Origin of the sequence: Kitasatospora sp. NPDC059795 (genome assembly GCF_042732175.1) — a bacterium.
Taxonomy (GTDB): domain Bacteria; phylum Actinomycetota; class Actinomycetes; order Streptomycetales; family Streptomycetaceae; genus Kitasatospora.
Map to the genome: position 1 here is coordinate 47,435 of NZ_JBHWID010000006.1, position 18,616 is coordinate 66,050.

Genomic DNA, 18,616 nt, shown 5'->3' on the forward strand with positions numbered 1-18,616 from the left:
GCGGACGCGCTGACGACGTGGTGGGGGTAGTGCGCCCAGGCGCCGGACGGTAACGGGCTGACCACAGGTCGTGCGGCAGCGGGTCGAACGCTGGTGCCATCATCGTGACCACCGCGAGTGTCATCACGATCTCGGCCGTCTCCAGTCGGCGAGCCGCGCATTGGCCGGCTGCGAGGCCGGACACGCCGTGCAGCACGCACCAACCGGTCAGGGCGAGATCGGCAGGGCGGTGGCGATCACGGGTTCTCGCACCGGAGCCTCCCTTCCGCAACTACGTACCGCCGCCGGTCCCGGTTACGCGTCCTGCACCAGGAGTCGCGCGTTGACGGTGGGGTTGCCGGCCTGGGCGAGGGGGAAGGCGGTGCCGATCTCGTCGGAGTGTCCGGGGACGTCGATGCGGACTGACAGTTGCCGGTCGAGGATCTGCTCCTGCGGCAGCCGGAAGTCGAGGTTGATGATGCCGTGCTTCACGCAGGTCGGGCACTTCCGAGGGGTCTTCGGCTGGAAGAAGAAGCGCTTCGCGACGGGCTCGTCGTTCGAGAGCAGCGTCACGACGAACGACCCCGGGATGTTCAGCCGGTCGATGCCCTTCACCCGCACCGAGACGGGGTCGGTGCTGCGGAACGCGAAGGGGCTGGCGGCGTCGGTGCTTCCGGACAGGTTCTCCATGACGTTCTCCATGGCGTGCACCGCGGGGGCGGGGACGTCCAGCCGGTCGTAGGTGACGGTCGTCTCGATCGTCTGGTCGGCTGTCGTGGTGAACGGCGGCAGGGCGTTGAACGGCGCGGTGAGCCAGTCGGTGTCGGTGCCCAGGGTGGACCGGAAGCCGGTCAGGGTGGTCGCTTGGGCGCGGGTCTGCCAGCTCAGCCAGAGGCGGTCGATGTTGCAGTGGAAGAACCAGAACACCGGGTCGAAGGACGAGACGTTCTGGTCGCCCATCGTCGGCCCGATCGAGCCGTGGCCGCCGTCGTGGGCCTGGATCGAGAAGTCCTGGTAGCCGTTCACGTTGTACGTGCCCCACAGCGACTGGGTCAGCGAGGTGGTGATGTCGGCCGGCACCCCGAAGTCCTGCACGTTCTGGGCGATGGTGGCGACGGGGAACCGCTGGGTCGTGTACGGGAAGTACCCGGTGACGGGCTGCGGCGTCGCCTTGGCGCCGGGGTCGGCCGGCAGGACGTACTGGTCGAGCGGCGGGTGCTGGAGCCGGTCCGGCAGGTTGGTCGTGATGTCCCAGTAGGGGAGCGTCACCGTCTCGCAGCCGGGGACGGAGCGCAGCGCGTCCTCGAACTGGATCAGGTACTGGCGGTGCCAGGGGTTGAAACGGTCCTCGTGGTGCAGACACCAGCTCTCCGGGAGGCCGTGCTGCCCGGCCAGGACGAAGTAGCTGTCCGCCGCTGCCGGGTCGCGGGCCATCAGGCCGCTGAACGCGGTCTTCAGCAGCGTGAACTCGGCGTCGGTCAGTGTGGTGACGTCCTTGCGGAGCCTGGTCGGGGCCGGTCCGCCCGCCGGGGGGCCGCCGCCCGTCGCCGTGCCGACGGGGTAGCCGTTGACGATCCAGTTCTTGAACGTCTGGGAGCGTTCGGTGCTCCACTTCCCGGCCTGGTCCGGGGGCATCTGCGCGTTCGGCGGGGAGGTCTGCGCGAGGATGGCGAGCGCGTTCTTCTTCACCCCGTCGTAGGTTCCGAGCTCGATCCCCTTGGCGCCCATGTGGGCCACGTCCTCGGGCCGGAAGAAGAAGCGGATGTCCGCCAAATAGGTGGGCGCTGCGACGACCTGATCGGCGGGCGGGTTTCCCGGGGTGCTGGCCATGCTTCCTCCGCTGGGCTCCGGAACGGGAGTGACGACGCCGGCAGCGGGGTGCGGCCGGCGGGGCGGTCGCACCAGTCGCTCCGGGTGACCGATCAGTCGAGGAGGTGGCTGCGCGATCGACGCACCAGGTCCATGCTCGGAGCAGTGGCGGCTGCCGGCCAGGCAGGCTGGGCCGCACAGGGCGCGGCCGGACGGAGGAACGTCCAGGCTTCCGGCCGGCCGCCGCAGCCGGGCTCGTGCCTCGGACGGCCGTCAGGGCGGGCAGCGCATGTTGGCCGACCGGCTTTGCGCGTTCAAGAGAGAGCCGTTCCGGGCGAGTTCGCCCCACGGGCCGCGCGGTGGGGAGGAACGCCCCTCCACCTGCGGGCGTATGCCCACGGGCGGATGTCGGCGGCGGGGCGGCTGGCTACCATCGCCGCATGGATCGGGACGTGCCGCGCGCGCCGTGGCTGAGGCGACTTCCGTCGGGGGTCTGGACGGCGCTGAGCTGGTGCGCCGCCGGGGAGTTCGCGCTGCTGCTCTTCATGTCGACGACGTTCGACATGGCCCCGCCGTTCGGGTTCCGGCACCCGGCGGTCGCGGTGGGATTCGGCGTGCGGGCGGCCCTCGCCGTGCTGCTGGCGCTGCCGCTGTGCTGGGCCCGGCGGTGGCCGGCGCAGGTGTTCGGGGTGCTGGTGGCCGAGTATGCGGTCGTGCTGCTGCTCGGTGGGCGGACGTGGCCGCTGTTCGTGGCGATGGACATCCTGCTCGGCTACCTCGCGGCGGTCCGCCCCGCCCGGGTCTCGGTGCTCGCCGGGCTCGTCGAGTTCGCCGTCTGGTTCGGCGGAGTGACGGCGCTCAGGGGCGGCGCGACCGATCCCGGCGACCTCGTGAGTCTCGTCGCGGCGTTCGCGGCAGGCATCGCGATCCCCTGGGCGATCGGCAACTCGGTACGCCAGCAACGCCGTTACAGCGCGGACCTGCGCACGTACGCCGCCCGGCAGGCGATCACGGACGAACGGCTGCGGATCGCCCGGGAGTTGCACGACGTGGTGGCGCACAGCATCGGCGTGATCGCGATCCAGGCCGGTGCGGCGAGCATGGTGCTGGACGTGGAACCGGCCGGGGCGCGCCGGGCCCTGGACGCCATCGAGGCCACCAGCCGGGAGACGCTGTCCGGCCTGCGCCGGATGCTCGTCTCGCTTCGGCACGCCGAGACCGGCGAGAACCCCTCGACCGCCGTACCGCTCGCGGGACTTGAGGCCGTCGACCGGCTGACGGAGACGATGGCGCAGGCCGGCGTCGAGGTGGACGTACGCTGGCAGGGACAGCCGCGCCCGCTGCCGCCCGAGATCGACCTGGCCGCCTTCCGAATCGTCCAGGAGTCGGTCACCAATGTGCTGCGGCACGCGGGCGCCGACCGCTGCGAGGTCCACATCGTCTACCAGGAGCAGGAGTTGACCATCGAGGTGTTGGACGACGGCCACGGCGGCACGCCCGACCGCACCACCGTTCGCCGCGCCGACGGAACCGGGTACGGGATCGCCGGGATGCGTGAGCGGGTCGCGCTGCTGAACGGCCGGTTCAGCGCCAACTCCCGCCCCGAGGGCGGCTTCCGGGTCGCCGCCAGGCTGCCCGCATGACGGCCGCCGATCCGAACGCCGCGACCGCCGCAGACTCCGTGACCGCCGCAGACTCCGCGGCCGCCCCCGCGATCCGGGTGCTGCTCGCCGACGACCAGGAACTGGTGCGCGCCGGGCTGGGCATGGCCATCGCCCACTCTCCCGGCCTGGAACTCGCGGGCGAGGCGGCCACCGGCGCCGAGGCCGTCCGGCGGGCGCAGGAGGTCCGTCCCGACGTCGTGGTGATGGACATCCGGATGCCCGGCATGGACGGCATCGAGGCCACCCGGCTGCTCACCGCAGGCGTGGGCGCGAGTGCGGGCGCGGGTACGGGCAGGGGCGCGGGCAGGGCCGACCCGCCGGTGCGGGTGCTGATGCTGACCACCTTCGACGACGACGAGAACGTCTACGGCGCGCTGCGGGCCGGCGCGAGCGGCTTCCTGGTCAAGGACATGGCGCTGACGGACATCCTCGCGGCGATCCGGGTGGTCGCCGCCGGCGACGCCCTGATCGCGCCGAGCGTCACCCGGCGCCTGATCGCCGACCTCACTGACCGGCCCGCGCCCACCCCGGCCGCGCCGAAGCGCAGCCTGCCGGGGATCACCGAGCGCGAGCACGAGGTCCTGATCCTGGTCGGTCGCGGCCTGTCCAATGCCGAGATCGCCGAGCAGCTGTTCATCGCCCCCGCCACCGCCAAGACCCATGTCGCCCGGCTGCTGGCCAAGTTGGACGCCCGCGACCGCATCCATCTGGTCATCGCCGCCTATGACGCGGGCCTGGTGTCCCCGTCCGGCTGAGCCTGCCGGGCGGGGACACCGGCCTTCGGTGCTAAGGGAGTTGGACGGCGACCTCCGGCATGTCCGGGGACGGCCCGTCCAGCAGCGGCTGCGGCTTCCCCTTCAGCTGGAGGTCGAAGAAGGCGGCGAGGTACGTCCGGGTGATCGCCAGTCCGCGCGTCGGGTCGATCGCCCCGGGGGCGGAGGGCCGGCCCGCGGCCTGCGCGAGCAGGCCCAGGTCGCTGAAGCTGCCGTGGTCGGCTCCGGCGACGGTGAGCCACCGCTTCCAGCCGTCCAGGCGGGACCAGGCCTCGTCCCAGCTGGTGTCCGTGCCCTGGGTGTCGTGCACCCCGGCGCCGAACAGCAGGAACGGCCGCCCGTCGAGTCCGCCGGCCGGGACGGGCGCGAAGAACGTGCCGTCCATGTTCACGCCCGCCCGCACCCGGTGGTCGGCGGCCATGGTGGTGGCGGCGGCGTCACCGCCGATGGAGTGCCCGGCCATGCCGATCCGGTGCCGGTCGATCAGCCGGGCCCGCTCCCACGGCGAACTGCCCGACGTCAGCCGGTCGATGACGAACGAGGCGTCCTTGGCCCGGCTCTCGGCGATGGCCGGCAGCCCGCCCTCCGGCGGCTGGTCGCAGATCGCGCAGGGGAGCGTCCGGCCGTCCGGGAAGGTGACGCCGGTGGACTCGTAGGTGTGGTCGATCAGCGCGACCACGTAGCCGCGGCTGGCCAGGTCCTCGGCGATGCTGCTGAACAGGGCCCGGGGGAAGGTGAAGCCGGGCGAGAGCAGCACCAGCGGGAAGCGGCCGTCCGCCGGGCGCGCGTCCGCCCGCGCCCACGTACCGACGCCGGCCACCGACTCGGGCGGAATGCTGGTGCCCGGGTCCTTCCTCGCCAGCAGCAGCCGGGCCTCCTCGGTGCTCATGTAGGGCGCGGGCGTTCCGCTGCCGGCCCGGGCCGGGTAGTACATCGACACCATCAACTCCCGTGCGCCCGCCGACGGCACCCACGGGTCCTGGCGGTTCCGGTCGACGAGGTGCAGCAGGTCGCGTCCGACCGCGTACGGTCCGGTCGGGCGGGGCAGCGAGGCCGTGAACCCGGCCGTCACGGGGGCGGCGGCGGACGTCGGCGAGGCGGCGAAGGCGGGGGCCGCGGCGACGACCGGCAGCGGCAGGACGAGGGCGAGCGCGGCGGTCACGGCCGCGCGGCGAAAACTGGTCATGCCCCGAACCTAGGTTCTGGGCAAGGTACTTGACGTCTACTCAGGGGTCGATCGCGAAGTCCGCTCCCGGGCGGATCCGGCCTCCGCCCACGGGCGGACCGTGCCTGCTCCGCATCAGGCTTAGGTGTCGGCGGGATGCTGCTTCGCGCTACGGGAATTGGGAGGCTTCCGTGCCGGTGCGGACGGCGTCGAGGTCGGCGATCCCTGCGCCGCCGCCGCAGAATCGGCCAACTCCGGTGCACGGCATGGCAGTTCTCGGGCTCCGAGGTTTCGCGCGGCGTGATTCTGGCGAACCATGTCCACCATGGGCTTACCTCCGATCGCCGATCACCCTGCCGTCGCTGTCTTCCGCGAACCCCGGGGCGGGCGGCCCGCTCCGGTGCTGGGGTCGGAGGTCGAGGCTGCGGCGCGGCGGACCGCGCGGGCGTTGGCCGGGGCGCCGACCCACGCGGGGCCCGTCGAGCGGAGTGCGGCGCTGCGGGAAGTCGCCGCGACGGCGGGGGAGTTGGTGGCCGCGCTGTCGGCGCTGGCTCCGGCCGTGGTCGGGGAGGACGTGCCGGCGGAGTCGACCAGTCAGTCGTACTTCCGGGTCCGCGAGGTGGAGCTGTCGGACCAACAGGCCGCCCTGCACGGCGCTCTGGTCGTCCACCGCGGCCTGGAGGACCTGTGCGAAGCGCCGCTGTCGGGCGCCGACCTGGCACTGGAGGCGGCCGGGATGCGGCAGGCGGTGTTCGACCTCACCGGCACGGCGCCCGGCGCCGACCCCGATCCCGCGCCGCCGACGGCCGTGCCCGAATCCGGCCCGGGCCTGGGCCCGGGCCCGTCGCCGGAGGGCGTGTGGAGCGCCCGTTGGCTCATCGGGCACCAGGTCCACGTCCTGTTCAACGTCTGCGCCGCGGACGCCGTGGCCGACGCCACCCGCCACCTGCGGCGCGGCGACGTGGAGGCCGCACTGGCCCGGATGGCGGACGCGACGGTGTACGTGCGCGGCTTTCCGGCGGCGATGCAGCACGCCGGCACGATCCCGGCCGACCACTACATGGCGGAGATCCGCCGGACCATGGCGCCCCCGTCCACGGACATCCCGCTCAGCGGACGCCAGCACCGGGGCTACAGGCTGTTCCGGGCCGCGATGAAGGACCTCCTGACGGCGCTTCCCGACACCTACGACCAACTGGCGTCCCGATCACAGGAGTTGGCCGACGCCCGCGGCACCCTGCTGGAAGCCGACATCGTGGACGCGGAACGGCACGTCACCCTCGCCTACTCGATGGTCCACCTGCGCCGCTCCATCGCCCAACGGCCCGAAGGCCCCGACAACGCCGTCGCCGAACTGCGGCTCATGCGCCACCGCCGCGCCGCCCAGTACGCCCCACTGATCCGCTTCGGCGACCACTACATCGCCGACGCCGTGGCCGGCCTGCGCCACTCCTGAAACCCACGCCACTCCTAAAACCCGCGCCCCGCCTGAGACCCACGCCCCGCCGCCCCCTTCGGCAGGAGACCGATGACCGAGACGAAGCCCGGCACCACCCGGAACGCCGGCACCGCCGCCGACCGGCAACTCGACCCCGCCGACGCCCGGTTGTGCGAGCAACTGGCCCGCACCCTGTGCACCGGCGGACCCGATCAGGTCGACGACCCCGCGTGGGTGGACCGGGCCAGGGACGCCTGGGACGAACTCCCGCTGCCGCTGCGCCGCGCGCTGCGCCGGTTCCGCCGGCACTCCGGCCCGCACGGCGCCCTGGTGATCGGCGGCCTGCCCGTCGACCGCGCGACGCTGCCCCCGACACCGGCCGTGGCCGGCTCGGTGCAGCGCCGGGCCGCCGTCCCGGCCGCGCTGCTCACCATGGTGGCCTGCGGGCTCGGCGAGCCGCTCGCCTACCGGGCCGAGAAGTCCGGCGCCCTCGTGCAGGACGTCGTCCCGGTGCCCGGGCAGGAGTCCTTCCACGGCAACGCCGGGTCGGTGCCGCTGTCCTTCCACAGCGAGAACGGCTTCCATCCCCACCCGCCCGACTACGTGGTCTTCCTGTGCCTGCGCGCCGACCACGACGGGACGGCCGGCATGCGCGTCGCCGGCATCCGCCGAGCGCTGCCGCTGCTCACCCCGGCCGGCCGCGAGGCCCTGTTCGCACCGGAGTTCATCACCGCACCACCGCCCTCCTTCGCCCCCGACGCGAGCGGGGCCGAACCCGAGCCCGGGCCGGTGCTGTTCGGCGCCGCCGACGACCCGGACATCCGGATGGCCCAACTCGTCACCACGCCGCTCACCCCTCGGGCCGCCGCCGCACTCGCGGAGTTCGGCCGGGCCTGCGAGACGACCGCCCGCACCCTGCGTCTGACCCCCGGCGACCTGGTCGTCCTCGACAACCGCGTCACCGTCCACGGCCGCACCGCCTTCCGGCCCCGGTACGACGGCGCGGACCGCTGGCTGCAGCGCACCTACGTCACCACCGACCTGCGCCGCTCCCGCGACCACCGCCCCGACGACGGCCACGTCCTCGCACGCTGAGACCGGCGGCCCCGGGGAGCGGCCGCCGGTCTCGTGCCGTCAGCAGCAGCCGTGCCACTGGTAGTCGATGGGGGCTTCGAGTCCGGGCTCGGGGTCGTCGGCCTTCGTGCCGGCGGCGGAGTGGACGGTGGTTCCCCGCTTGATGGTCTCGGCGACCCGGATGTCCTTGATCTGCTCCGGAGGGACCGTCAGCGGGTTCGCGGAGAGGATCACCAGGTCGGCGAGCTTGCCGACCTCGATGCTGCCCTTGCGGTCCTGCTCGAAGTACTGGTGGGCGGCGTGGACGGTGATGGACTTGACCGCGTCCAGGGCCGACACGCACTGCTCGGGGCCGAGGACGACCTGGTCGGTGCGGGTGCGGCGGGTGACCTGGCTGGACAGGATGGCGATCGAGTTGGGCAGGGCCACCGGGGCGTCGTGGTGCGAGGTGTAGATCATCTGCCGGTCGACGGCCCAGCGGGCGGGGGAGATGGTGGCGGCCCGCTCCGGCCCGAGGACGGTCTTCCGGTACCAGTCGCCCCAGTAGTAGGTGTGCATGGAGAAGAAGGACGGGATGATGCCGAGGCGGGAGAAGGCCGCGATCTGGTCCTCGCGGGCGGTCTGGGCGTGGATCGCCACCGTTCGTCGGTCGGCGTCAGCAGGCTCGGCCTCGGCGGCGGCGGTCTTGACCGCCTCGACGAACTGGTCGATCGCGGCGTCCCCGTTGACGTGCGCCAGGACCTGCCAGGCCTTGGCGTACGCGGCGCGCACCTGGTCGAGGACGATCTTGGGATCCTCGACGGTGGGATAGCCGCGGTAGCCCTCGGGCGTGCCCTCCGGCCGCTCCAGGTAGGGCTCGGTGAGCCAGGCGGTGCGGCCCTGCGGCGATCCGTCCAGGTACATCTTCACGCCGGCCGCCCGCACGCCCCGCTCGTAATCCTGGCTCGCGCGGACCGGGTCCGGCTCCGGTGAGGCCGTCGCCTCGTCGGCCCGGGCGTAGGCGACGACGTCGATCTTGAACGGTACGAGCGCGGCGGCGTCGCGCAGGGCCTTCAGGTTCTTCAGCGTGGCGCCGCCCTCCTGGACGGTCGTGAAGCCGAAGCTCGCGGCGGAGGCGACGCCCTTGCCGAAGAGGGCGGCCAGCGCGGTCAACGGCAGCCCGGCGGTGGCCTTTTCGGACGCCGGGTTGAAGGCGGTCTCCTCCAGCACGCCGTTGGGCTCGCCGAACGGCCTGGCGACGGGGCCGGACTGACGGCGGATGACGCCGCCGTCCGGGTCCGCGGTGGCCCTGGTGTACCCCAGCTCCCGCAGGCCGCGGCTGTTCACCGCCCCGAGGTGGAACGATTGGTGGATGGCCAGCACCGGCTTGGTGGTGGACACCGCGTCGAGGTCCTCGCGGGTGGGGTGGCGGCCCTCGGCGAGCATCGCGTCGTCGTAGCCGAACCCGATGATCCACTGGGAGAAGGCGCCCACCGGCGTCTTCGCCCAGGCGCGCAGCTTGTCCTGGAGCGAGGCGATGTCGGTGACGTCGCCGTCGGGATCGGCCAGCAGGTTGGCGAGGGTGGCCTGCAGCCCGATGCCGCCCAGGTGGCCGTGGGCGTCGATGAACCCGGGCAGCAGGGCGCGGCCGGCGAGGTCGCGCACCTGCGTGCGCGGCCCCTGCCAGCGGTCGACGGCCTCCCGGTGGTCGCCGACGTGGACGATGACGCCGTCCTTGACGGCCACCGCCTCGGGGCGCGGGTCGGACTCCCGGGAGTCGGCGGCGGCCGTCACGATCTCCCCGCCGTGGAAGAGGACATCGGCCTCCTCGTACGGCGCCGAAGGCCGGGCACCGCTGTCGTCCGTCGTCCCGGCCGGCTGGTCGTTCATTCCGAGGCCCTCCTGCTGCACCTGGCTACGCATAGTGCTCACCTGCCTACCCGCGGCCACCGGTCCGTGAACCTACACGTGGAACGGGACGGTGGTGACGACGACCTTCGGCAGCGGGCGAAGCGCCCTCCGCAGCCGAGCCGCGAGTCGGTTGTGCAGGAGACGGTGGTACCAGTGCCGTACGACGATCTCCGGGAGGACGACGGTCAGGGTGAGGTCCGGCCGCTGGTGGTGCAGCGACTCGATGTAGTCGACCAGCGGCGCGACGATCGCGCGGTAGGGGGAGAGGACGATCTTCAGGGGCAGGTGGTCGCCCCACAGGTCCCAGTACGCGCGGAAGCGTCGGGCCTCGTCCTCGCTGGAGCCGATGTGGAGTGCCAGGACGGGCTGCTGAAGCGAGGCGGCGTAGGCGAGGGCGCGCATGCCGGCCTGGTCCAGGGTGGCGATCGGCACGATCGACAGCGGGTGGACCTCCTCCGGGGTCTCCTCGCTCTCCGCTTCCGCCCGGGCCTCGGACGGCGCCCCGGGCCCGGTGGCTCGTGGCGGGCCGACCCCCGCGCCCGGCGGTGTGACGGTGCGGCTGGGGACTTCGACGGCGTGGGGGTGCAGGGCGACCGCTGCGCGGACCGTGTCGTAGTGGTGCCGGATCCGGGTCGTCACCAGGATGAACAGTCCCACCGTGAGCACGGCGAACCAGGCGCCCTCGGTGAACTTCGTGACGCCCGCGGTGACGAAGACGATCGCGGCGAGCAGGGCGCCGGTGGCGTTGAAGGCCAGGCTCTTGCGCCAGTGGCGGTCGCGCAGACGCCACCAGTGCACGACCATGCCGGTCTGCGACAGGGTGAAGGCGAGGAAGACACCGACGGCGTAGAGCGGGATCAGGGGGCCGGTCTTCCCGCCGAACGCCGCGTAGATCGCCGCCGCCGCGACGGAGAGCAGGATGATCCCGTTGCTGAAGGCCAGGCGGTCGCCCAGCCTCAGGAAGATCCGCGGCGCCTGGTGGTCGCGGGCCAGCAGGTACAGGACGCGGGGGAAGTCGTTGTACGCGGTGTTGGCGGCGAGGAGCAGGATCGCGGCGGTGGCTGCCTGGGTGAAGACGTAGAGGAAACCCGAGCCGAAGGTGCGGTGGGCGAGCTGCGACAGGACCGTCTCGTTCGCGCTGGGCACGATGCCGTCGAGCCGGACCAGAGCGACCGTGCCCGCGAACAGCACGACGAGCAGGCCGACCATCCAGGTCAACGTGGTGCGGGCGTTGCGCCACTCGGTCGGCTTGAAGGCCGGCACCGCATTGGAGATCGCCTCGATGCCGGTCATCGCCGTCGAGCCGGAGGCGAAGGCCCGCAGGACCAGCAGCAGGCCGGCGCTCTCGGTAGCACTCAACTGCGGTGTCGCCGTCGGGTGGAAGTCGCGGCCGGCCGCGTCGGACAGGCCCACGGCGACGAGGACCAGGACCGCGAGGACGAAGGCGTAGGTCGGCGCGGCGAACAGCGCACCCGCCTGGCGCACCCCGCGCAGGTTCCCGGCGAGCAGCACGGCGATCACGGCGACGCCGATCGGCACGACGTCGGGTCGGAGCGAGGGGATCGCCGAGGTCACCGCCGCCATCCCGGAGGCGATCGAGACGGCGACCGTGAGGATGTAGTCGGTCATCAGACCGGCAGCGGCCGCCAGCCCGGGAACGCGGCCCAGATTGGCGGTGGCGACGATGTACGAGCCGCCACCGTGCGGATAGGCGCGGATCGTCTGACGGTACGACACTCCGACCGCGAGCATCAGGAACACGATCGTCACGGCGATCGGCACCGAGAACCGCAACCCGGCGCCACCGGCGAGAACGAGGACGGCCAGCATCGCCTCCGGCCCGTACGCCACCGAGGAGAGCGCGTCGGCGGAGAGCACCGGCAACGCCACCAGCTTGCGCATCCGCTCGTGCGCGATCGCGGTGCTCCGCAGCGGAGCCCCGAGCACCGCGTGCCGCACCCTGGAACCGACCCGGCCGGGCCGCGAAGTCCACGCGTCCTCGCCGGCCGTATCGGCCGCCGGCGGTCGTCCGTCGACGGTGGCGACCCGCACGAAACGACCGAAGCGGTCCGGCAGGATCTCCGAAGGAGCTGGATAGCGGCCGAGATCCGGATCCACCGGCAGCGCACGCCGCCACGCCTGCGAATCCCCGGCCGCCCGACCCCACTCGAGCCCCACCCGGCGCAACACCCCGAGCTGCTCCGCGTCGAGCGCCGGCAGCAGCGCGTCCGGGCTCGGCGCACCGCCCTCCTGCCCGCCGCCGCCGTTCCGACCTGTACTCGACACGGCACACAGTGTGACGCACGGCGCCCCGCCGCCGACGGAACAGGCCGATGTCGAACGTGTCGTCATCGGCCGTGCGGGGCGCGGCACGCCACGGCCGCGACCACGTGGGGGCGTGGGCGCGGCCGTGGGGTGGGTGTGCGGGTCAGTGGGTGCGGCGGCTCCGGCGCAGGAGGAGGACGCCTGCGGCGAGGGCGGCGAGGGCGGCGAGGGCGGCGACGGGCAGGACCCGGGCGGCGTTGCTACCGGTCTCGGGGAGGTGGCCGTTGTGGTCGTGGTCCTCGCCGGGCGGGGGCGCCTGGGTCGGGCTCGGGGAGGAGGTCGGGCTCGGGCTCGGCGAGGGGCTGGGGACGGTGACCGGGACCTCGGTGCGGCAGCGCGCGTCGGGCGAGCCCTGCGCGCAGTTGTTCGCGTAGGTGGTGGAGGTGACGGCGTTGCGAAGGACCGTGGAGGCGGTCAGCGAGGAGTGCACGGTGACGGAGTACCCGATGGTCGCGGTCGCGCCGACGGGCAGGTCCCCGCTCCAGACCAGGGCGGTGCCGGAGACCTGGACCTGGCCGCGGTCGGCGGTGGCGTCGTTGTTATAGTCGGCGGAGTCCAGGACGCCGGCCAGCTCGTCGGTGAGGGTGACGCCGGGAGCGTCGACCTCGCTGGTGTTGGTGACCTGGATCCGGTAGCGGACGGTGTCGCCGGGATCGGCGCTGGTGGGCTCGGCGGTCTTGGTGATGGTGTAGCCGGGCACCATGGCGACGGTGTTGCGCACGGTGTTGCTGGTGCGCTCCTGGGCGCGGTCGGTCTGGCTGCCCTGGAAGTGGACGGTGGCGGTGTCGTCGAGGTGGGTGCCGACGGCGGTGCCGGCGTCGACGGTGACCTGGAAGGCGACGTTGGCCTCGGCGCCGGGGGGCAGGTCGTCGACGGTGCAGGTGACGGTCTGTCCGGAGGCCCGGCAGTCGGGGTTGGAGGCGGGGACGAAGGTGGTGCCGGCCGGGATCGTGTCGGTCACGGTGACGTCGGTGGCGGTGTCGAGGTCGCTGGAGCTGCCGTCCTGGTGGCGGTTGGCGACGGCGAAGGTGTAGGTGATGGTCTCGCCGGGGCCGACCAGGCCGGGCGGGTTGTCGTCGGGGTTGCCGGGCGGGGTGTTGGCCTTGGTGATCCGCAGGTCGGGTTCGAGGGCGTCCAGCGCCAGCCAGACGGCCTGCGGTTCCAGGGCGTCGCCGGCGCCGCTGATGCGGACCAGGGCCTGCTCGGCGCCGGCCGGGATCTTTCCGGTGACGTCGATCATCCGGGCGTCGTAGCCGTAGTTGTTGATCGGGTCGGGGTCGCGGGTGGTGATGTTGGTGCCGGTGCCGTCCGCCGCGACGTGGTCGATCCGGCTGGTGAACGCGTTGTCGGTGCCCACGCCGGTGGGGCCGGGCATCGGCAGCAGGATCAGGTTCTCCGGGGTGGAGCCGACGGCCAGGGTGTCTCCGGCGATCGGTGCGTCGCCGTCGCCGACGGTGATGCCCAGGGTGGCCCGGGGCGCCGTGGTGGCGGGGGTGCGGATGCCGCCCAGGGTGAGGGTGGTCTGGTTGTCGGGGTCGCGCAGCAGCTGGTAGCCGTCCCAGACCTGGAGGTAGCGCAGCGGCTCGGCCGGGTCCTCGTACGCGACGACCAGCGACCAGCCGCCCCAGCAGCCCACGTTGTTGCCGCCGAAGTTCTGGGCCGAGGAGCGGCCGGCGCACGCCTGGATGTCGGCGACGGTGTAGCTGCCCGCGCCGGCGGCCTTGACCTCGGCCGTCACGTCCTTGACCGCCCCGCCGGCCAGCAGCGGCTCGGGCGGGTTCCCGCCGACCTTCTGGTCGAACCAGTCGAAGGTGTCCGCGGTCACCAGCTGGTAGTCGCTCGCGCCCGGGACCTTCCAGTAGACCTGGTTGCCCTTGTTGATGTCGCCGGAAGTGCCGCCCGCGGTACTGGTGTTGGTCGGGTTGAACTGCCAGTACAGGCGGGCCGACAGGACGTTCGCGCCGGCCGGGAGCAGCAGCTGCGCGGAGGCCGCGTTCGGGCCCGGCGCGTTCGGGTCGACCTTGATGAACTTGGTCCGCCCGTTGTTCGAGCCCTCGGTGTCCGAACAGACCGTGCCGTCGCTGTCGTCGCAGGTCAGCACGGAGTTGGAGGCCATCGTCAGGTTGCCGTGCGCCAGCAGGTCGACCACCGGGTTCGGGCCGATCGGACGCTGCGTCCCGGCCCCGCGGGTCGCCTCGACGGCCCTGGCCGCGGGCTTCGTCGGCAGCAGGGCGGCCCGGGCGGCGGCCCGGGCGTGCCCGGATCCGGTGGGGGCGGCGGTGGCGGCGGGGGCCGCGCCGGTCAGGGCGGCGGCGCCCGCACCGAGCACCACCGCCAGCAACGTGGACAGGGCGCGCGGCGGACGCCGGCGCGGTCGTCGGACAGAAGACACGGGGACCTCGCTGTCGGGAGGGACACGAACAGCGAACCTCGTACCTGTCCGGACGGCCGCCGAAGCCCGACGGCCCGGCTCTTCACTCCGCCGGAGCATTCCCGCTGGCCGAACAGCCCAAGGTGTGACCGTCTCTCCCGTGGCCGAAGGCGGGTGCGCGGTGTCACTGCCACGTACCCGCCGGCGTCAGGAGGGCGGTCGTCGCCGTCCTGACGGGCTGTCGGAGCGGAGTGGGCGTCAGGCCCGGTAGGCCGCCCAGGAGGAGGACATCCGGGCGACCTGGCCTGCGGTGAACTGCGTCATGCAGGAGTCGTAGGTGTAGTCCATGAAGTTGTGGATCGGGTCCACGCCGGTGGCGGTGCAGGTGTCGCGGCCGGTCGGGCACTGGTAGGCGGCGGTCTTCTCGGCCGGGGTGTCGGAGACGTAGTCGCCCTGGCCGCCGCAGCCGCCCTGGAAGGTGTGGTAGAGGCCGAGCCAGTGGCCGATCTCGTGGGTGGCGGTGTCGCCCTCGTTGTAGTTGGTGGCCGAGCCGCCGGGGAACGAGGTGTCGAGGATGACCACGCCGTCGTCGGTCGGGTTGGACTTGTAGCTGCTCGGGAACGTCGCCCAGCCGAGCAGCGACTGCCCGAGGCTGGCGCTGTAGATGTTGAGGGCGCCAGCGCCGCCCTTGCGCAGCGCGCTCTTCATCGAGCTCTCGGCGGAGGAGCCCGGCGCGACGCCGTTGTACCAGCTCGCGTTGTCCGTGTAGTCGGTGGAGACCAGCTGGAACTGGAACTGGCTGGGCGTGTTGCCCGCGCCCTGGCCGCTGTAGGCCGCGTTGAGGACGTCGATCTGCTTGGCGACGGTGGTGGCCGACAGCTTGCCGGTGGTCCCGGAGTGGACGACGTGCATGTACACCGGGACGGTGGTGGACGCCGTCGCGCCGGGGGCGAGCAGGGTGCTGCCCTGGGCGGAGGCCGCCAGTTGGGTGACGCGGGCCTTGAGATCCGCCTCCATCGCCTGGGCCTGCGCGTCGGTGACGGCGTTGGGGTCGCGGCCGACGACGGAGCTGCCGGCGGGCTTGCGGGCCGCGGCGTCGTCGTGGGCCGCCTCCCCGGCGCACGCGGTGGAGGCCGCGGCCTGCGCGGTGGTGGCCGTGGAAGGGGCGGCGAACTGGGCGAGCCCGACGCCTGCGACCAGGGCCGCGGCGCCGAGGAGCCTGCCGGCGGCACGCGAGGGGACGCGAACGGAACGACGCATCTGCGCTCCTGAGGAGTGGGGGGACGGCGGTCGAGGGGGGCCGCCGGGTCAAGGCTACGCAAAGCAACATGTCCGCGTCAGATGTGTTCCGGCCTGGCGGTGCTGACGACCAATCGGACAAATGTCGAACGTTTGAGCGGCTCGGCCCGGTCGCACGTGGCGGGTTTCCCGCCGCGCGCACGGACACAACACCGCCCCCAGGCTGTCCGAAAGCCGACGGTCCGCCGGTCCGCCGCCGGGGGAGCGGTCAGCCCCCGGTGCGGGGGAGCCAGTGCGCGGCGGCGGCGAGGAGGGCGGTGACGCCGCAGCGGATGGCGGGGTCGGGGAGAGGGGCGTAGTGGGGCGAGTGGTTGGTGGGGACGGAGTCGGGCAGGCCGTTGGCCACCAGGTCCTCGGGGCCGATGCCCCGGAAGAGGGCGTGGTCGGTGCCGCCGAAGTGCCACAGCACGGACGGGACGCCGAGGGCGGTGCCGAAGGCGCCGAAGTCCTCGCTGCCGGTGATGGGTTGGGGCAGAACGACGACACTGTCCCGGCCCAGGACGCCGCCGAGGGCGGTGACCACGCCGGCGGTGGCACGCGCGTCGTTGAGGGTCACGGGGAAGGAGGGCAGGGCGGTGATCTCCGGGTCCTTCGGGGCGTTGGACGCCGCCGCCTCGGCGCGGACGATGCGCTCGACGGCCGTGACGACCCGCTCGCGCACCGCGGGGGTGGTGCTGCGGACGTTGATCAGCAGTTCCGCGGTGTCGGGGATGATGTTCTCCTTCGCGCCGGCGTGGATCGCGCCGACCGTCACCACCGCGGTCTCGGTGCCCGCGACCTCGCGTGCGACGACCGTCTGAAGGCGCATCACGATCGCGGCGGCCATGACGACCGGGTCCACGGTCAGCTGCGGGGCGGCGCCGTGGCCGCCCCGTCCGTGGAGGAGGACCCGGAAGCTGTCGGAGGCGGACATGATCGGCCCCGGGCGGGTGGCGACCATGCCGACGGGGGCCGGCAGGACGTGCTGGGCGAGGCAGACGTCGGCTCGGGGGAAGCGGTCGAGGAAGCCGTCCGCGATCATGGCCGCGGCACCGCCGCCGACCTCCTCGGCGGGCTGGAAGACCGCGACGACGGTGCCGCTCCACTGCTCCGGGCGGGCCGCGAGCTGTGCGGTGGCGCCGAGCAGGCAGGTGACGTGCATGTCGTGGCCGCAGGCGTGCATGACCGGGACCTCGTTGCCGTCGCGGTCGACGCCCTTCGCGGTCGAGGCGTACGGCAGGCCGGTCTTCTCCTCGACGGGAAGGGCGTCCATGTCGGCGCGCAGCAGGACGACCGGGCCCTCGCCGTTGGCGAGGACGCCGACGACGCCGGTGCCGCCGACCTGCTCGGTCACCTGCCAGCCCTGGGCGCGCAGCCACTTGGCGACGATGCCCGCGGTGCGGACCTCCTGGAAGGACAGTTCGGGGTGGGCGTGCAGGTCCTCGTACAGGGCCCGCAGGCCGGGGACGAGGTCGGCGACGCCGGTGAACAGGTCGGTGGCGGTGGTCATGACTGCTCCGGGTCGGTGGTCGGGCGGATACGGGCGGACGCGCCGAACGCGGCGCGGAAGGCGGCGGGGTCCTGCGGGGTGAGGACGGCCATCAGCGCGGCGATGACCGCGCCGACGACGAGGGAGGCGAAGGCGACCTCGAACGAGAAGGCGTCGGCGATCACGCCCATGACCGGCGGGACGACCATGCTGGCCAGCTGCCCGCCGAGGACGATGACGGCGCTTCCCACCCCGACGTACGCGGGCGGCAGGCCGCTCAGCGGCGCCGCGAGGATCGGCATGTAGGTCAGGGAGGCGGCGATGACGACGACGGTGGCGAAGACCACGAAGCCGACGGGCGAGGAGGAGAAGGCCATCGCGGGCAGCGCGAGCGCGGCGACGGCCATGCTCGGCACGATCAGCTTGCGGTGGTGGCCGCCCAGCCGGTCGGAGATCCGCCCGCCGAGGATCGTCGCGGCGGCGCTCGCGAGGGCCGGCAGGATCATGAGCGCGCCGACCGTGGTGAGCGGGACGCCGAGTTCCGTCCGGAGGTACGACGGGGCCCAGGTGAGGAGTCCGCCCAGGACGAGGTTGAGGCCGAACAGCATGGCCGCGAACCGCCAGAGCACGCCGACCCGCAGGACGTTCCGCATGCGGTGCCGTTCCTCCGGCGCTCCGGGGCCGCCGCGGTGCAGGGGAGCCGGCAGCCAGGCCCGGATCGCCAGGACGACGAACACGCCGAGCGCGGCGGCCGAGAAGAACGCCGAGCGCCAGCCGAACACGGCGGCGAGCGGAGCGACGGCGAGGGGCGCGGCGATGGCGGCGACGGCGTTGGAGCTCATGATCAGACCGTTGGCGCTCATCCGCTGCTCGGGAGCGGTCCGTTCGACCAGCACCTTCATCGACGCCGGCGGGAAGATGCCCTCGGCCGCGCCGAACGCGAAACGTACGGCCAGCAGGGCGGCGAAGGACCAGGCGAAGCCGGTCAGTGCGGTGAACAGCGACCAGGCGAGCAGGGCCCAGGTGATGACCCGGCGGGCGCCGAAGCGGTCGGTGAGCACGCCGCCCGGGATCTGCGCCAGGGCGTAGGCGAGGAAGAACGCCGAGACGATCAGTCCCTGCTGACCGTGCGTCAGGCGGAACTCCTCGCCGATGGAGGGCAGGACGAAGTTGATGACCAGTCGGTCCGCGTAGTCGATCAGCCAGGCGGCGAAGAGCAGGACGACCGTGGTTCTGACGGCGCGTTCGGCCGGGGCGGACCGGCCGGCCGGGGCGGTCCGGTCGACGGCGGCGGGATCCGTGTGCGGGGGCGGCACAGCGGGAGCGGACATGGCACTCCTCTCAGCAGTGGCCGCAGCGGG

At 73.1% G+C, this 18,616-nt stretch carries 12 protein-coding genes; 4 read left to right on the forward strand and 8 right to left on the reverse strand.

Features of this window, described 5'->3' with window-relative positions; all coding sequences use genetic code 11:
- Positions 1 to 294: 294 nt before the first annotated feature.
- Positions 295 to 1,809, reverse strand: a complete 1,515-nt coding sequence (locus ACFV4P_RS14355; RefSeq protein WP_380470860.1) for a tyrosinase family protein — start codon at positions 1,807 to 1,809, stop codon at positions 295 to 297.
- Positions 1,810 to 2,228: 419 nt separating this feature from the next.
- On the opposite strand from ACFV4P_RS14355, the gene ACFV4P_RS14360 reads away from it, so the two are divergent.
- Together ACFV4P_RS14360 and ACFV4P_RS14365 are read left to right on the forward strand one after the other, a co-directional pair.
- Entirely contained in the window at positions 2,229 to 3,431 is a 1,203-nt protein-coding gene (locus ACFV4P_RS14360) for a sensor histidine kinase (protein ID WP_380470862.1), read from the forward strand.
- A complete protein-coding gene (locus ACFV4P_RS14365; protein ID WP_380470864.1) occupies positions 3,428 to 4,207 on the forward strand; it encodes a response regulator in 780 nt (259 codons plus the stop codon). The genes ACFV4P_RS14360 and ACFV4P_RS14365 overlap by 4 nt, the downstream gene beginning before the upstream one ends.
- A gap of 31 nt (positions 4,208 to 4,238) precedes the next feature.
- On the opposite strand, the gene ACFV4P_RS14370 is transcribed toward ACFV4P_RS14365, so the two are convergent.
- Complete coding sequence (locus tag ACFV4P_RS14370; protein ID WP_380470865.1) at positions 4,239 to 5,411, reverse strand: alpha/beta hydrolase family protein; 1,173 nt, start codon at positions 5,409 to 5,411, stop codon at positions 4,239 to 4,241.
- Between the two features lie 304 nt (positions 5,412 to 5,715).
- Here ACFV4P_RS14370 and ACFV4P_RS14375 point away from each other — a divergent pair, with 304 nt between their 5' ends.
- Both ACFV4P_RS14375 and ACFV4P_RS14380 read left to right on the forward strand, forming a co-directional pair.
- Positions 5,716 to 6,846: a hypothetical protein gene (locus ACFV4P_RS14375; RefSeq protein WP_380470867.1), complete on the forward strand. Its 1,131-nt coding sequence runs from the start codon at positions 5,716 to 5,718 to the stop codon at positions 6,844 to 6,846.
- Between the two features lie 72 nt (positions 6,847 to 6,918).
- Positions 6,919 to 7,923 (forward strand): TauD/TfdA family dioxygenase, encoded by a 1,005-nt coding sequence (locus tag ACFV4P_RS14380; RefSeq protein WP_380470869.1) that lies wholly within the window; start codon positions 6,919 to 6,921, stop codon positions 7,921 to 7,923.
- Between the two features lie 39 nt (positions 7,924 to 7,962).
- Here the strand turns inward: ACFV4P_RS14380 and ACFV4P_RS14385 are convergent, their stop codons facing one another.
- The 6 genes from ACFV4P_RS14385 to ACFV4P_RS14410 form a co-directional block, all read right to left on the reverse strand.
- Complete coding sequence (locus ACFV4P_RS14385) at positions 7,963 to 9,771, reverse strand: amidohydrolase (RefSeq protein WP_380470871.1); 1,809 nt, start codon at positions 9,769 to 9,771, stop codon at positions 7,963 to 7,965.
- Positions 9,772 to 9,843: 72 nt separating this feature from the next.
- Positions 9,844 to 11,694, reverse strand: a complete 1,851-nt coding sequence (locus ACFV4P_RS14390; protein WP_380471426.1) for an APC family permease — start codon at positions 11,692 to 11,694, stop codon at positions 9,844 to 9,846.
- A 526-nt stretch (positions 11,695 to 12,220) separates the two neighbouring features.
- Positions 12,221 to 14,509: an LPXTG cell wall anchor domain-containing protein gene (locus tag ACFV4P_RS14395; RefSeq protein ID WP_380470873.1), complete on the reverse strand. Its 2,289-nt coding sequence runs from the start codon at positions 14,507 to 14,509 to the stop codon at positions 12,221 to 12,223.
- Positions 14,510 to 14,746: 237 nt separating this feature from the next.
- On the reverse strand, positions 14,747 to 15,748 hold the full coding sequence (locus tag ACFV4P_RS14400; RefSeq protein ID WP_380470875.1) for a zinc metalloprotease: 1,002 nt from the start codon (positions 15,746 to 15,748) through the stop codon (positions 14,747 to 14,749).
- Positions 15,749 to 15,995: 247 nt separating this feature from the next.
- Positions 15,996 to 17,276, reverse strand: a complete 1,281-nt coding sequence (locus tag ACFV4P_RS14405; protein WP_380470877.1) for an amidohydrolase — start codon at positions 17,274 to 17,276, stop codon at positions 15,996 to 15,998.
- Complete coding sequence (locus ACFV4P_RS14410) at positions 17,273 to 18,586, reverse strand: MFS transporter (RefSeq protein ID WP_380470879.1); 1,314 nt, start codon at positions 18,584 to 18,586, stop codon at positions 17,273 to 17,275. Before ACFV4P_RS14410 ends, ACFV4P_RS14405 begins: the two co-directional genes overlap by 4 nt.
- Between the last annotated feature and the right edge of the window lie 30 nt (positions 18,587 to 18,616).

Coding starts and splice junctions, on each gene's coding strand:
- ACFV4P_RS14355 (WP_380470860.1), bottom strand. CDS start 1,809: ATGGCCAGCACCCCGGGAAACCCGCCCGCCGATCAGGTCGTCGCAGCG.
- ACFV4P_RS14360 (WP_380470862.1), top strand. CDS start 2,229: ATGGATCGGGACGTGCCGCGCGCGCCGTGGCTGAGGCGACTTCCGTCG.
- ACFV4P_RS14365 (WP_380470864.1), top strand. CDS start 3,428: ATGACGGCCGCCGATCCGAACGCCGCGACCGCCGCAGACTCCGTGACC.
- ACFV4P_RS14370 (WP_380470865.1), bottom strand. CDS start 5,411: ATGACCAGTTTTCGCCGCGCGGCCGTGACCGCCGCGCTCGCCCTCGTC.
- ACFV4P_RS14375 (WP_380470867.1), top strand. CDS start 5,716: ATGGGCTTACCTCCGATCGCCGATCACCCTGCCGTCGCTGTCTTCCGC.
- ACFV4P_RS14380 (WP_380470869.1), top strand. CDS start 6,919: ATGACCGAGACGAAGCCCGGCACCACCCGGAACGCCGGCACCGCCGCC.
- ACFV4P_RS14385 (WP_380470871.1), bottom strand. CDS start 9,771: ATGAACGACCAGCCGGCCGGGACGACGGACGACAGCGGTGCCCGGCCT.
- ACFV4P_RS14390 (WP_380471426.1), bottom strand. CDS start 11,694: ATGCGCAAGCTGGTGGCGTTGCCGGTGCTCTCCGCCGACGCGCTCTCC.
- ACFV4P_RS14400 (WP_380470875.1), bottom strand. CDS start 15,748: ATGCGTCGTTCCGTTCGCGTCCCCTCGCGTGCCGCCGGCAGGCTCCTC.
- ACFV4P_RS14405 (WP_380470877.1), bottom strand. CDS start 17,276: ATGACCACCGCCACCGACCTGTTCACCGGCGTCGCCGACCTCGTCCCC.
- ACFV4P_RS14410 (WP_380470879.1), bottom strand. CDS start 18,586: ATGTCCGCTCCCGCTGTGCCGCCCCCGCACACGGATCCCGCCGCCGTC.